Below are 14,226 nucleotides of genomic sequence, written 5' to 3'. Positions count from 1 at the left end.
GCGATGACCACCGCGACGGGGGAGAGCACCACCGGCGGCGGGGTCCTCGGACGGCCGCTGGACAGCCGCGAGGACCCGCAGCTGCTGCGCGGCGAGGCCGTGTACGTGGCGGACATCGACCTGCCGGGCACCGCCCACATGGCCATCCTGGGCAGCCCGGTGGCCCACGCGAGGATCCTCTCCATCGAGACCAAGGCGGCCGAGCAGCTGCCGGGCGTCCTGAAGGTGGCCACCGCCGCCGACTTCACCGACGTCATGCCGCTGCCCTGCATCTGGATACCCGGCGGGGTCGAGAGCCACTTCCCGCCCCACCCCTACGGACTGCCCGGCGCCCGACCGGTCCTCACCGGCGACACCGTCCGCCACGTCGGCGACCCGATCGCCGTGGTCGTCGCCGAGACCCCGCGCCAGGCCGCCGCCGCCCTCGCCGCGATCGGCGTGGAGTACGAGCCGCTGCCCGTGGTCACCCGGGCCGACGAGGCCCTCGCCGAGGGCGCGCCGCAGCTGCACGAGGCCGTCCCCGGCAACCTGAACGCGTACTGGACCTGCGGCGACAAGGACCGCACCGACGCGGCCCTCGCCCGCGCCGAGGTCACCGTGGAGCTGGACCTCGTCAACCAGCGCACCATCAACAGCCCCATCGAACCGCGCGGGGCCGTCGGCGACTACAACGCCGCCACCGGCGAGTACACCCTCTACGCCTCCACCCAGGGCCCGCACAACCACCGCTTCCTGCTCTCCGCGCTGGTCCTCGGCATCCCCTTCAACAAGCTCAGGGTGATCGCCCCGACCGTCGGCGGCAGCTTCGGCACCAAGGGCTACCTCTACCCCGACATGGCGCTGGTCCTGCTGCTCTCCAAGGCCCTCGGCCGGCCCGTGAAATGGGTGGACACCCGCACCGGGCTGATGAACTCCACCGTCCAGGGCCGCGACCACCGCCAGCACGTCACCCTGGGCGGCACCCGCGACGGCCGCATCACCGCCGTCCGCTGCACCAGCTACGCCAACCTCGGCGCCTACCCCTCCACCATCGGGCCCGGAGTCGCCACCGCCCTGATGGGCCGCTCCATCACCGGCATGTACGAGGTCGACGCCGCCTTCTGCGAGGTGTACGCGGCGTTCACCAACACGGTCTCCCTCGGGGCCCAGCGCGGCAGCGGCCGCGCCGAGGCCGCCTTCCTGATGGAGCGCCTCGTCGACCGGTACGCCGCCGAGATCGGCATGGACCCGGCGGAGGTCCGCCGCAGGAACCTGGTGCCCAAGGAGAAGTTCCCGTACGACAACGGCCTCGGCTGGACCTACGACTCCGGGAACTACGCGCCCAACTTCGAGCGCGCCCTGGAGCTGGCCGGCTACGCCGACATGCCCGCCCGCAAGGCGGCGGCCCGCGCCCGCGGCAGGCGCCTGGGCGTCGGCATCGCCACCTACGTCGCCATCTGCGGGGTCGGCCCCTCCACCCGGATGTCCAAGGAGGGCATGCTCGGCGGCACCTGGGAGAGCGCCAACATCCGCGTCCACCCCACCGGCGAGGTCACCGTCACCGTCGGCTCCGCCTCCACCGGCCAGAGCCACGGCACCGTCTTCGCGCAGGTCGCGGCCGACGAGCTCGGCATCGACCCGGCCCAGGTCCAGGTGTACGAGGGGGACACGCTCAAGGCCCCGTACGGGCAGGGCACCTACGGCTCCCGCTCCTACAGCATGGCCGCCCCCGCCGTCGCCCTCACCGCCCGCAAGATCAAGGACAAACTGGTCCGGGCCGGGGCCGTCTTCCTCGGCGTCCCCGAGGACCGGGTCGTCTACGCGAACGGCGGCGTCCACGAGGCAGGCCACCCCGAGAACGCCAAGACCTTCTCCGAGCTGGCGATGGCCATGTGGTACGGCTGGGGGCTGCCCCCCGAGATCGAGCCGGCCCTCGACGAGACCACCCACTTCGACCCGCCGGACTTCAACTACCCCTTCGGCACGCACGTCGCGGTCGTCGAGATCGACGAACTCACCGGCGAGACCGAGGTGGTGGGCTACACCGCCGTCGACGACGCCGGAAACGTCGGCAACCCGAAGATCGTGCACGGCCAGATCGAGGGAAGCATCGTGCACGGCCTGGGCCAGGCCCTGATGGAGGCCGCCGAGTACGACGAGAACGGCCTCCTCGTCAGCTCCGACCTGACCCGCTACGCCCTGCCGCGCGCCGCCGACGTGCCCTTCTTCACCCTCGACCGGACCGTCACCCCCTCGCCGCACAACCCGCTCGGCGCCAAGGGGGCCGGCGAGATCGCCACCGTGCCGCCCGCCGCCGCCGTCGTCAACGCGGTCGTCGACGCCCTCGCCGACCTGGGCGTACAGCACATCGACATGCCGCTGACCCCCGAGAAGGTCTGGCGCGTACTGGAAGGGGGAGACCGGTGATCCTCACCGAGTTCGACTACGCCCGGCCGGCCTCCCTCGACGAGGCCCTCGCCCTCCTGGCCGGCCCCCCGGGAGCCCGCGTCCTGGCCGGCGGCCAGAGCCTGCTGCCCGACCTGCGGACCGGAGCCGAACGGGCCCGCCTGCTGGTCGACGTACGGCACCTCGCAGCGCTGCGGGGGATCGAACGGGCCGGCGCCGAGCTGCGGATCGGGGCCCTGACCACGCTCGCCGAGCTCGCCGCGCACCCGCTGGTGCTCGCCGGGGCACCGGAGCTGGCCGCCGCGGCCCGCGCCAACGGCGACCCCCAGGTCCGCAACCTCGGCACCGCCGGCGGCAACCTGGCCGCCACCGGCCGCCCCACCGACCTGCCCGTCGCCGCCATCGCCGCCGGCGCACGGGCCGAACTGGCCGGACCCGGCGGGACCCGTACGGTCCCGGCCGAGGAACTGGCCGCCTCCGGGGTGCCCGCCGGGGAGGTGCTGACCGCCCTGCTGGTGCCCGCCGCCGGAGGGGCGGGCGCCTTCGAGAAGACCGCCGACCGGGCCACCCGCTACCCGCTGTGCGCCGCCGCCGTGCGGATCACCCCCGACGGGCCGCGGATCGCGGTCACCGGAGCGACCCCCCGCGCCCTGCGCCTGCGCGGGGTCGAGGACCGGCTGCGCGGGGGCCCGTACACGACCGGGGCGGTGCTCGCGGCGTTCCGCGCCGAGCCCAGGGAGCTGTTCGTCCCCGGGCGCGGTACCTCGGCCGAGTACCTCGGCCACCTCGCGGGCGTGCTCACCGCCCGCGCGCTGGCCAGGGCGGCGGCCCACAGCAGCGCCTGACGGCCCGCCGGGGCAGGGCGGGGGAGTGGAGTTGACCAGCGTGACCGAACCGACCGAGACGACGACCACGGGAGACACCCCGTACCCAGGCGGCCGCGCGGCGGCCGCGCCGAGACCGTCCGGCTTCTGGGTGGTGGGCGCGGTCCTCGTCCTGCTCATGCTCTCCTCCTCCGTCCCCTCCGCCCTCTACGTGCTCTACCAGCAGCGGTGGGGCCTGTCCTCCGGCGTCGTCACGGTGGTCTTCGCCGTGTACGCCGTCACCGTGCTCGCCGGACTGCTGCTGTTCGGGTCCCTCTCCGACACCCTGGGGCGCCGGCCCGTCCTCGGCGCCGGACTGGTCCTGGCGATCGTCTCCATGGGCCTGTTCGCCGGGGCCGGGGGGCTCGGCCTGCTGCTCGCCGCCCGCGCCGTCCAGGGGCTCGCCGTGGGCCTGGCCACCGGGGCCGTGGGCGCGGCCCTGCTGGAGCTCAGCCCGCGCTCGCGGCCCGCCCTCGGGGCCCAGGTCAACAGCGCGGGGCCGACCGTGGGCATCGGCCTGGGCGGGCTCGGGGCGGGACTGCTCGTCCAGTACGCGCCCGCCCCGACCGTGCTGAGCTACCTGCTGCTGGTCGGTGCCTTCGCGGTCACGCTGGTCGGGGTGGTCCGGATGGGCGAGAGCGCGCCGGGGGCGGGCGGCCGGCCCCGGGTGGCCCCGCACCGGATCCGGGTGCCGGCCGCCGTGCGGCGCCGGTTCGCCGTGCTGGTGCTGACGGTGGTGGCCGTCTGGACCGTGGGCGGCTTCTACCTCTCGCTCGGGCCGCACCTGGCGCTGTCCCTGCTCCACACCACCAACTACCTGGCCGGCGGGGCCACCGTGGCCCTGCTCGCGGGCTCCGCCACCTGCGCCCAGCTCCTGCTGGGCCGCACGGAGCCGCTGCGCACCGCCGTCCTGGGGCTGCTCGGGCTGCTCGCCGGCCTGGCCCTGGTGCTGCTGGCCCTGGGCACCGGCTCGGCGCCGCTGTTCCTCGCCGCCACCGCCGTCCTCGGCAGCGGCTGGGGAGCGGCGTTCCTCGGCTCCTTCCGCGCGATCAGCACCCTCGCCGAACCCGCGCACCGCGGCGAGCTGACGGCCGCCGTCTACGTCTTCGCCTACCTCGCCATGAGCGTCCCGGCGGTCCTCGCCGGTCTCCTGACCAACATCCACGGCCTGCAGCGCACCGCGGTCGGCTTCATGGCGGCCGTCGCCGCGGTGTGCGCGCTGGCCCTGTTCACGACCCTGCGGCTGGCGGCACGCACCAGGGCCGAGGGGAGCACCCTGTGACCACCGTGAGCACCAAGGAGCTGCGGACCGCCCTCCAGGGGCTGGAGATCTTCGCGGCGATCACCGAGGACCAGCTGGACTGGCTGGTCTCGGTCTCCGTTCCGCGCGTCCTCGCCGACGGGGAGGTCCTCTTCCGCGACGGGGAGGAGGCCACCTGCTTCCACGTGCTGGTCTCCGGCGGGCTGGTCGTCACCAAGGTCGTCGACGGCCGGGAGGAGGTGCTGACCCGGCACTCCACCGAGGAGGAGGGCGCCGCCGCCGAGGAGCACGACGGGAAGCCCGCCGCCGCGCACCGCTTCACCGGCGAGCTGCCCCTGCTGACGGACGGGTCCTACGTGGCCACCGCCTCCGCCAGCGGGCCCGCGACCACCGTCGTGGCCTACCCGAAGCCGGTGTTCTTCGAGATGCTGACCCGCTGCAACGGGGTGGCCGCCGTCCTGATCCCCGTCCTGGCCTGGAGGATCAAGTCCTCCGAGGTCCAGGCCCGCAAGCGGGCCACCGTCGAGGCCCTCGGCACCCTCGCGGCAGGGCTCGCGCACGAGCTGAACAACCCGGCCGCCGCCGTGGCCCGCGCCGCGCAGGAGCTGGTGCCCGCGCTGGAGCGGCTCACCGCCACCGCGTACGGGTGGGGCGCGGCCGCCACGGACGCGGAGCGCGGCGCACTGGAGCGCCTGGCCGGGGAGCTGGACCGGCTCCCGCCGCCGGAGACCACCGACCCGCTGGCCCAGGCCGACGCGGAGGAGGAGATCGCCGACTGGGCCGAGGAGGCCGGCGCCGCCCGGCCCGCGCTGCTCGGCTCCGGGGCCTCCGACCTCGGGCTGGAGCTCGGCCGGCTGCGGGAGTGGCTGGAGGGGATCGGCGAGGGCGCCCTGCCGGCCGCCCTCGACCACCTGGCGGCGCTGCTGGAGGCCCGCTCGCTGGCCGCCGAGCTGCGCGCGGCCGGCCCTCGCATCTCCCAGCTGGTCGCGGCCACCCGGGACTACGCCAACCTCGACCGGGCTCCCGAGCAGCGGTTCCCGGTGACCGACGGGCTGGAGAACACCCTGGTCGTGCTGCGCTCCAAACTCACCGGGATCACCATCGTCCGCGCCTACGCACCGGACCTGCCGGAGCTGACCGGCTACCCCGGCGAGCTCAACCAGGTGTGGACCAACCTGGTCGACAACGCGGCCGAGGCCATGGAGGGCGCGGGCACGCTGACCCTGCGCTGCCACGCCGAGGGCGTCTGCATGGTCGTGGAGATCACCGACACCGGCCGGGGCATCCCCGAGGACGTCCTGCCGCGCATCTTCGAGCCCTTCTATACCACCAAGGACGTGGGCAAGGGCACGGGCCTCGGGCTGCACCTCAGCTACCGGATCGTGACCCAGCGCCACCACGGGTCGATCTCGGCCCGCTCCCGCCCGGGCGAGACCCGGATGCTCGTCCGCCTGCCCCTCGCGGGCTGAGCCGCCGGGCCGCCGCCCCGGGGCCCGTCCGTGATCCGTCACCCCGCAAGCCGTCACCCACTCCCACCGAAAGGAAGTCGAACATGGCCAAGTACGACATCTCCGCGCTGCACCCGGTCTTCGTCCGCCAGATGGACGCCCTGGCCGCCCTGGACATCGAGGCGGTGATGAAGAACTACACCGAGGACGCCGTCCTGCTCCGTTTCGAGGGGGTCTCGGCGGGCATCGAAGCCGTTCGCGAGACGTTCACCGGGTATCTCACCCTGAAGCCCGCGCTCGTCGAACTCCAGGAGTACGTCGAGACCGAGGACACCATCTTCTACCGGGCGATCATGAACCTGAACGGCGCGCCGGAGCACGCGTTCGGGACGCTCGTCGTCCGCGATGGCCGGATCTGGCGCCAGACGGCCGGCTTCGGCAGCTGACCGCCCTTTCGTGGGTAGCGTGAGCGGGGAGGGCGGGGCGGCGCCCTCCCCGTACACGTGAGGGAATCGTGAAGGGGAGGCCATGGAGCAGGAAACCAACCGGGTGGAGGCGTTCAGCGACGGCGTATTCGCCATCGTGATCACCATTCTGGTGCTGGAGTTAAAGGTTCCGGAAGAGCAGGGGTCGGCCCTGTGGCACGGACTCTGGGAGCAATGGCCGCACTATGCCGCGTATCTGGTGAGTTTCCTCATCATCGGCGTGATGTGGGTGAACCACCACACGATCTTCAGTCATCTCAAGCGGGTCGACCGACCCCTGTTGTTCCTGAACCTCATGGTGCTGATGGTGGTTTCGGTGATTCCCTACACCACCAACATCCTCGCCGAGCACCTGACGGACGGGGATTCGGCCAATGTCGCGGCGATCCTGTACAGCATGTGGACCGTCGTGTACGCCCTCGCCTTCCTGGCCTTCTGGTGGTACGTGACCAAGGTCGGCCACCTCTTCCACGAGGCGGTGGACAAGGAGGGGGCGCGGGCCACCCGTGTCCGATTCGGACTGGGAGCCGTCGCGTACCCCTTGACGGTGATTCTGTCCTTCTTCTCCGCACCTCTCACACTCGTCGCACACTTCCTGATCGCCCTCTACTACGCCGCGAACCAGATCCCCATCCCACTCGTGGTAGAAGAAGAGCGGCTCGAATCTGGCAGCGACCTCAGGAAGTAGCCGCAGGGCCCTACGGACGTTCTCGGCGGTCAAGTAGGGTCAAGGTCTAGTCTGGTCGCGGGGGAGGCTCCAGATGGTTCGCGCAGTGCTGCCGGAAGATTCCGCTACGGAAATCTCCGAATTGATCGACGAATTGATCTCGCTATTCTTCGAGTCTTTACCGCGGCGGGACCAGCGAAACTGGGCCCGCGTTTATCTCCATGGTCTGGTGCGGACCAGCGGGAAGAAAACGATCCGCAACATCGCCGGAACGGGGGCCAGTTCCGTCGAACAGAGCCTCCAGCAGTTCATCAGCAAATCCCCGTGGGACTGGACCCCGGTACGGCGGTCCCTCGCCCAGCACCTCGAACGCACCGCCCAGCGCCCGCTGGCCTGGGTGGTCCAGCCCATGGTCATCGAGAAGGCCGGGGACCGGTCCGTCGGCGTCGGCCGGCAGTTCGTGCCCCAGCTCGGCCGCACCGCCAACTGCCAGCAGGCCGGGGGGATCTGGCTCGCCTCCAGCGAGGCCAGCTTCCCCGTCGAATGGACGCTCACCCTGCCCGGCCCCTGGACCAGCGAGCTGCTGCGCCGCCGCCGGGCCGGCATCCCGGACACGGCCCGCTCGCAGACACCCGCGCTGGACGCCGTGCACGCCGTCCAGCGGATGGCCGCGACCTGGCAGCTCCAGCGCCGCCCGGTCGTCATGGAGGTCTCCAACTCCGACCTCCCCCAGGTCCTGGAGGCCTTCGCCCTCCAGGACATCCCCTTCGTCCTCAAGGTCGACGGCTCCCTGCCCGTCTCCTTCGGCGGTGCGGGCCGCCACAAGCCCGGCCCGTACACCGCGCCCGCCCGCGAGCTGATCGACTCGCTGCGCTCCCAGCGCCGCGTCGTCGAATGGACCCGGCACGGCCGGTCCGAGGGAGCGGTCACCCTGCTCACCTCGGCCCACATCCTCGCCACCCCCGCCGAGGACCGGCCCGCCCCCGCCCCGCCCGCCCCCCTGCTCCTGATGGGCGCCTGGACCGAGGCCTCCCTGCTGCCCTCCGAGTTCTGGATCACCAACATCGGGGACCGGCCGCTCGCCCAGCTCTTCCTGCTCGCCAAGCTCACCGACCGGGTCGCCCTGGACTTCACCGAGACCTGCGAACCCGTCGGCATCCGCGACTTCGAGGGCCGCTCCTTCCGCGGCTGGCACCACCACGCCACCCTCGCCAGCGTCGCCCACGCGGCCCGGCTCCTCGGCACCGGCGGGCGGACCCCCGACCCGGTGTCCCTCGCCTCGCCCGCCCGCTACCCGGGCGGACGCGCCCCCGGCCGGCCCCCCGCCGTCCTGCCGCCGCGCCCCCTGATCCCCGGCCAGTCCGCGCGCCGCGCGTACATCCGCTGATGCTCGACATCGCCGGACCGCTGCGCGGCTGGTGCGCCGAGCGCCGGGAGTTCGCGCTGGCCACCGTGGTCGCCGTCAGCGGCAGCGCGCCGCGGGGGCCGGGCGCCTCCCTGGCCGTGGACGCCGGCGGCACCGCGCTCGGCTCCCTCTCCGGGGGCTGCGTGGAGTCCGCCGTCCACGAGCTCTGCCTGGACGCCATCACCTCGGGCCGCGGCGGCGTCCACCGCTTCGGCTACAGCGACGACGACGCCTTCGCGGTGGGGCTGACCTGCGGCGGGGTCCTGGACGTGCTGGTCACCCCGGTGCGCGGCCGGGACCCCGTCCGGCCCGTCCTCGGCTCGGTGCTCGACGCCGCCGCCGGCGGCGGCCGGGCCGCGCTGGCCCGGGTGGTCTCCGGACCGCCCGGCCAGCTCGGCCGGGCCCTGGCCGTCCACGCCGACGGCTCCTGGGAGGGCGGGCTCAGCGGCGGCGCCGCACTCGACCGGGCCGCCGCCGACCGGGTCCGGGCCCTGCTGCTCGCCGGGCGCACCGGCACCGCCGAGCTGGGCACCGCCGGCGGGCTGTGCGGCGAGCCCCTCACCCTGCTGGTGGAATCCGCCGCCCTGCCGCCCCGGATGATCGTCTACGGGGCCGTCGACTTCGCCTCCGCCCTGGTCCGGATGGGGGCCTTCCTCGGGCACCGGGTCACCGTCTGCGACGCCCGGCCCGTCTTCGCGACCCCCGAGCGCTTCCCCGGCGCCGACGAGGTGGTCGTCGACTGGCCGCACCGGCACCTGGCCGCGGAACGCGACGCCGGGCGCCTGGACGGCCGGACGGCCGTGTGCGTCCTGACCCACGACGCCAAGTTCGACGTACCGGTCCTCACCCTGGCGCTGCGGCTCCCGCTCGCCTACGTCGGGGCCATGGGCTCGCGCCGCACCCACGCCGAGCGCACCGAACGGCTGCGGGCCGAGGGGGTGACCGAGGTCGAGCTGGCCCGGCTCAGATCGCCCATAGGCCTCGACCTGGGAGGACGCACCCCCGAGGAAACGGCCGTCGCCATCGCCGCCGAGCTGACCGCCGTCCGCCACGGGGCCACCGCCACCCCGCTGACCGGCGGCCGGAACCCCCTGCACCGCCCCTTCGGGACCATCGCCTCGTAGGAAGCGACCACGCGGCCCGGAATGTCCTGGACGATCAGCCCGGGCCGTGTAAACGCCGGGCCGTGGGAGAATGAAGTACGTGCGTTTCCTCGGCTGCCTTCTGTCGAGGTACCTCCGATCGACTGGGATGTTCAGCACGTGCGTTTCCTCAATGACCTGAAGCCGCCGTACGACCTGACGTACGACGATGTGTTCATGGTGCCGAGCCGCTCCGCGGTCGGCTCCCGCCAGGGCGTGGACCTCTCCTCGCCCGACGGCACCGGCACCACCATTCCGCTCGTGGTGGCCAACATGACCGCCATCGCGGGCCGGCGCATGGCCGAGACCGTCGCCCGCCGCGGTGGAATCGTCGTCATCCCGCAGGACATCCCGATCGAGGTCGTCACCGACGTCATCTCCTGGGTCAAGACCCGCCACCTCGTGCTCGACACCCCGATCACGCTGGCGCCCACCCAGACCGTCGCCGACGCGCTGTCCCTGCTGCCCAAGCGCGCCCACGGCGCCGGCGTCGTCGTCGACGCCGACCACCGCCCCGTCGGCGTGGTCACCGACCACGACCTCACCGGCGTGGACCGCTTCACCCAGCTCTCCGAGGTCATGTCGAAGGAGCTCCTGCTCATCGACGCCGAGATCGACCCCCGCGAGGCCTTCAACCAGCTCGACGCCGGCCACCGCAAGCTGGCCCCGGCCGTCGACAAGGACGGCAGGCTCGTCGGCATCCTGACCCGCAAGGGCGCCCTGCGCGCGACCCTGTACACCCCCGCCACCGACGCGGACGGCAAGCTGCGCATCGCCGCCGCCGTCGGCATCAACGGCGACTTCGTGGGCAAGGCCAAGCAGCTCCTCGACGCCGGGGTGGACACGCTCGTCATCGACACGGCCCACGGCCACCAGGAGTCGATGATCAACGCGATCAAGGCCGTCCGCGCGCTGGACCCGAACGTCCCGATCGTGGCCGGCAACATCGTCGCCGCCGAGGGCGTCAAGGACCTCATCGACGCCGGCGCCGACATCATCAAGGTCGGCGTGGGCCCCGGCGCCATGTGCACCACCCGCATGATGACCGGCGTGGGCCGCCCGCAGTTCTCCGCGGTGCTGGAATGCGCCGCCGAGGCGAAGAAGTACGGCAAGCACGTCTGGGCCGACGGCGGCGTCCGCCACCCGCGCGACGTGGCCATGGCCCTGGCCGCCGGCGCCTCCAACGTGATGATCGGCTCCTGGTTCGCCGGCACGTACGAGTCCCCGGGCGACCTCCAGCAGTCGGCCGAGGGCCGCCTGTACAAGGAGTCCTTCGGCATGGCCTCCGCCCGCGCCGTGCGCAACCGCACCTCGGAGGAGTCGGCCTACGACCGCGCCCGCAAGGCGCTGTTCGAGGAGGGCATCTCCACCTCCCGCATGTTCCTCGACCCGCAGCGCCCGGGCGTCGAGGACCTGATCGACTCGATCATCGCCGGTGTCCGCTCCTCCTGCACCTACGCGGGCGCGGCCTCCCTGGCCGAGTTCGAGGAGAAGGCCGTCGTCGGCATCCAGTCCGCCGCAGGCTACGCCGAGGGCAAGCCGCTCCACGCCAGCTGGAGCTAGTCCTCCCGGGCTTCCGACGACGCCCCGCCCCCCGCCGGACCGGCAGGGGGGCGGGGCGTCGTCGTGTGCACGCCCGCCCGGTACTTGGGGATCCGGACCGTGATCTTCATGCCGGCGCCCACGCCCGTCTCGACGACCAGGCCGTAGTCGTCCCCGTACACCTGCCGCATCCGCTCGTCCACGTTCGGCAGCCCGATGCCCGGGGAGGACCCCGCCCGTTCCCCGGCCAGGATCCGGCGCAGCCGGGACGGGTCCATGCCCACCCCGTTGTCCTCGATCGTCAGTACCGCCTCCGCGCCCGCGTCCCGGGCCGCGATGGTGATCCGGCACTCCCCGGCGGAGTCCTCCACCCCGTGCTTGACGGCGTTCTCCACCAGCGGCTGGAGGCACAGGAACGGCAGCGCCACCGGCAGCACCTCCGGCGCCACCTGCAAGGTCACCTTCAGCCGGTCCCCGAACCGGGCCCCGGCCAGGGCCAGATAACGCTCGATCGAACGCAGCTCCTCCGCCAGCGTGGTGAACTCCCCGTGCCGGCGGAAGGAGTAGCGGGTGAAGTCCGCGAACTCCAGCAGCAGCTCCCGCGCCCGCTCCGGATCGGTCCGCACGAACGAGGCGATCGCCGCGAGGGAGTTGAAGATGAAGTGCGGGGAGATCTGCGCCCGCAGCGCCTTGATCTCCGCCTCCATCAGCCGGGTCCGCGCCCGGTCCAGCTCCGACAGCTCCAGCTGCACGGAGACCCAGCGCGCCACCTCCGTCGCCGCCCGCACCAGCACCGCCGACTCCCGCGACCCGTAGGCGACCAGCGCCCCCAGCAGCCCGTCCTCACCGGTCAGCGGGGCGAACACCGCCCACTTCAGGGGGCAGCCCGGCCGCTGGCACTCCGTCCGCACGCTCTGGCTGCGCCCCGACTCCAGCATCACCGCCACCCGGGCCATCGCCCGCCGCTGGTGGTGGTCGGCGCCCGGCCCGTCCCAGGCCAGCACCGCCTCGCGGTCCGTCAGGCACAGCGCCTCCGTGCCCAGCAGCGAACGCAGCCGCCGGGCGGCCTTGCGGGCCGCGTCCGGGGTCAGCCCGGCGCGCAGCGGGGGAGCGGCCAGCGAGGCGGTGTGCAGGGTGTGGAACGTCGCCCGCTCCACCGGGGTCCCCAGGTCCAGCCCCGCCGCCCGCTCCCCGCGCCGGGCGTGCCGGCGGCCGCCCGCCCAGCCCAGCGCCAGCAGCAGGAGCGCCCCCGTCACCACGAGCACCCCGAGCGCAGCCCCCGTCACCACGCGCCCCGCCCGGCGGCCCGTGCCCCGGCCACGTCCTCGGGCAGGTGCAGCCGCGCCAGCGCCGCCGCCGCCCCGGCCGGCACCCGGGACCGGGTGGCCAACGACACCAGCACCATCGTCAGGAACCCCAGCGGCACGGACCACACCGCCGGCCAGGCCAGCAGCGCGTGCGCCCACCCCGCCGGAACCCGCCCGCTGCGGGTGGCCACCACCGCGCCCAGCGCCGCCCCGCCGCCGGTGAGCAGCCCGGCCACCGCGCCCGGCGGAGTCAGCCCGCGCCACCAGATGCCGAGCACCAGCAGGGGGCAGAACGAGGACGCCGACACCGCGAAGGCCAGACCCACCGCGTCCGCGACCGGCACCCTCGCGGTGACGAACCCGCCCGCCAGCGGCACCGCCATGGCCACCGCCACCGCGAGCCGGAAGCTGCCCACCCCGCGCCGGGGCAGCACGTCCTGGTGCAGCACCCCGGCCACCGCCATGGTCAGCCCGGAGGCCGTCGACAGGAACGCCGCGAAGGCGCCCCCGGCCAGCAGCGCCCCCAGCAGGTCGCCGAGCGGCCCGCCCAGCATCCGCTCCGGCAGCACCAGCACCGCCGCGTCCGCGTCCCCGGTCAGGGCCAGCTCGGGCGCGTAGATCCGGCCCAGGGCCCCGTACACCTGCGGCAGCAGGTAGAAGACGCCGAGCAGGCCCAGGACCACCAGGGTGGTGCGGCGGGCCGCCCGGCCGTCGGGGCTGGTGTAGAAGCGCACCGCGACGTGCGGCAGCCCCATGGTCCCGAGGAAGGTGGCCAGGATCAGCCCGTACGTGGCGTACAGCCGGTGCCCGCGGTCGCCCCCGGCGGGCGGCTGCGACCAGCCCGGCGTGTCCCTGACGGTCCCGGCACGGGAGTCCGGGACGGCCGAGCCGGCGGTGAACTCCAGCCGGGTGCGGGCCTGGACGGAATGCCGGCCGGCCGTCAGCGTCAGCGGGGCCTCCCGGTAGGAGCGCCCGTCCACCCGGCCCGTCACCGTCAGCTCCAGCGGCTCGCGCACCGACAGCCGGACGTCCTTCGCGACGGTGACGGCGGTGTGCTCGCGGAAGACGGCCGGGGCGTCGAAGGAGGCCCGGGGCGCGCCGTCCGCCGTCCAGGCGGCGATCAGGAAGAAGGCCGGCACCAGCAGGGCGGTCAGTTTGAGCCAGTACTGGAAGGCCTGTACGAAGGTGATGCTGCGCATCCCGCCCGCCGCCACGGCCGCCGTGACCACGCCGGCGACGACCAGCCCGCCCACCCACTGCGGGGCCCCGGTCAGCACCTCCAGCGTCAGCCCGGCCCCCTGGAGCTGCGGCAGCAGGTACAGCCAGCCGACGCCGAGCACGAACAGCACCGCGATGCGCCGCACCGCCCGGGACCGGAGCCGGTCCTCGGCGAAGTCCGGCAGCGTGTACGCGCCGGAGCGGCGCAGCGGCGCCGCGACGAACACCAGCAGGACCAGGTACCCGGCGGTGTACCCGACGGGGTACCAGAGCATCTCCGGCCCCTGGAGCAGCACCAGCCCGGCGACGCCGAGGAAGGAGGCGGCGGAGAGGTACTCCCCGCCGATGGCGGCCGCGTTCAGCCGCGGGCCGACCGTGCGCGAGGCGACGTAGAAGTCGGAGGTGGTCCGCGATATCCGCAGCCCGAGCGCGCCGACCAGCACCGTGACCAGGACGACGACGGTGACCGCGGTCAGCGCGTACGTCCGGTTCAACAGGGGTCC

The 14,226-nt window shown here is 73.8% G+C and carries 11 protein-coding genes; 9 read left to right on the top strand and 2 right to left on the bottom strand.

Annotated features, from left to right (window positions below):
• Nucleotides 1–3: 3 nt before the first annotated feature.
• From ACIRBY_RS32895 to ACIRBY_RS32855, 9 genes are all read left to right on the top strand, one after another.
• On the top strand, nt 4–2,406 hold the full coding sequence (locus ACIRBY_RS32895; protein ID WP_403907595.1) for a xanthine dehydrogenase family protein molybdopterin-binding subunit: 2,403 nt from the start codon (nt 4–6) through the stop codon (nt 2,404–2,406).
• The gene (locus tag ACIRBY_RS32890) at nt 2,403–3,230 is read left to right on the top strand and encodes an FAD binding domain-containing protein (RefSeq protein ID WP_403907593.1); all 828 of its coding nucleotides are present in this window, start codon (nt 2,403–2,405) and stop codon (nt 3,228–3,230) included. The genes ACIRBY_RS32895 and ACIRBY_RS32890 overlap by 4 nt, the downstream gene beginning before the upstream one ends.
• Before the next feature lie 40 nt (nt 3,231–3,270).
• A complete protein-coding gene (locus tag ACIRBY_RS32885; protein ID WP_403907591.1) occupies nt 3,271–4,530 on the top strand; it encodes an MFS transporter in 1,260 nt (419 codons plus the stop codon).
• Nucleotides 4,527–5,978 carry an ATP-binding protein gene (locus ACIRBY_RS32880; protein WP_403907589.1) on the top strand — a complete coding sequence of 484 codons (1,452 nt, stop codon included), beginning with the start codon at nt 4,527–4,529 and terminating at the stop codon, nt 5,976–5,978. Before ACIRBY_RS32885 ends, ACIRBY_RS32880 begins: the two co-directional genes overlap by 4 nt.
• A gap of 83 nt (nt 5,979–6,061) precedes the next feature.
• Entirely contained in the window at nt 6,062–6,403 is a 342-nt protein-coding gene (locus tag ACIRBY_RS32875; protein ID WP_403907587.1) for a nuclear transport factor 2 family protein, read from the top strand.
• A gap of 82 nt (nt 6,404–6,485) precedes the next feature.
• Entirely contained in the window at nt 6,486–7,130 is a 645-nt protein-coding gene (locus tag ACIRBY_RS32870) for a TMEM175 family protein (RefSeq protein ID WP_042814423.1), read from the top strand.
• Between the two features lie 73 nt (nt 7,131–7,203).
• Nucleotides 7,204–8,496, top strand: a complete 1,293-nt coding sequence (locus ACIRBY_RS32865; protein ID WP_403907585.1) for an IS701 family transposase — start codon at nt 7,204–7,206, stop codon at nt 8,494–8,496.
• Nucleotides 8,496–9,638, top strand: coding sequence for an XdhC family protein (locus tag ACIRBY_RS32860; protein ID WP_403907583.1), 1,143 nt, complete (start codon nt 8,496–8,498; stop codon nt 9,636–9,638). Before ACIRBY_RS32865 ends, ACIRBY_RS32860 begins: the two co-directional genes overlap by 1 nt.
• 138 nt (nt 9,639–9,776) lie before the next feature.
• On the top strand, nt 9,777–11,219 hold the full coding sequence (locus ACIRBY_RS32855) for a GuaB1 family IMP dehydrogenase-related protein (RefSeq protein ID WP_403907581.1): 1,443 nt from the start codon (nt 9,777–9,779) through the stop codon (nt 11,217–11,219).
• Here ACIRBY_RS32855 and ACIRBY_RS32850 read toward each other — a convergent pair.
• Together ACIRBY_RS32850 and ACIRBY_RS32845 are read right to left on the bottom strand one after the other, a co-directional pair.
• A complete protein-coding gene (locus ACIRBY_RS32850; RefSeq protein ID WP_403907667.1) occupies nt 11,216–12,484 on the bottom strand; it encodes a sensor histidine kinase in 1,269 nt (422 codons plus the stop codon). The genes ACIRBY_RS32855 and ACIRBY_RS32850 overlap by 4 nt on opposite strands.
• Complete coding sequence (locus ACIRBY_RS32845) at nt 12,481–14,217, bottom strand: cation acetate symporter (RefSeq protein ID WP_403907579.1); 1,737 nt, start codon at nt 14,215–14,217, stop codon at nt 12,481–12,483. The genes ACIRBY_RS32850 and ACIRBY_RS32845 overlap by 4 nt, the downstream gene beginning before the upstream one ends.
• Between the last annotated feature and the right edge of the window lie 9 nt (nt 14,218–14,226).

It is taken from the genome of Streptomyces sp. NPDC096136 (genome assembly GCF_044763325.1).
In the GTDB taxonomy this organism is placed as follows: Bacteria; Actinomycetota; Actinomycetes; order Streptomycetales; family Streptomycetaceae; genus Streptomyces.
This window is presented reverse-complemented; position numbering and strand designations above follow the sequence as displayed.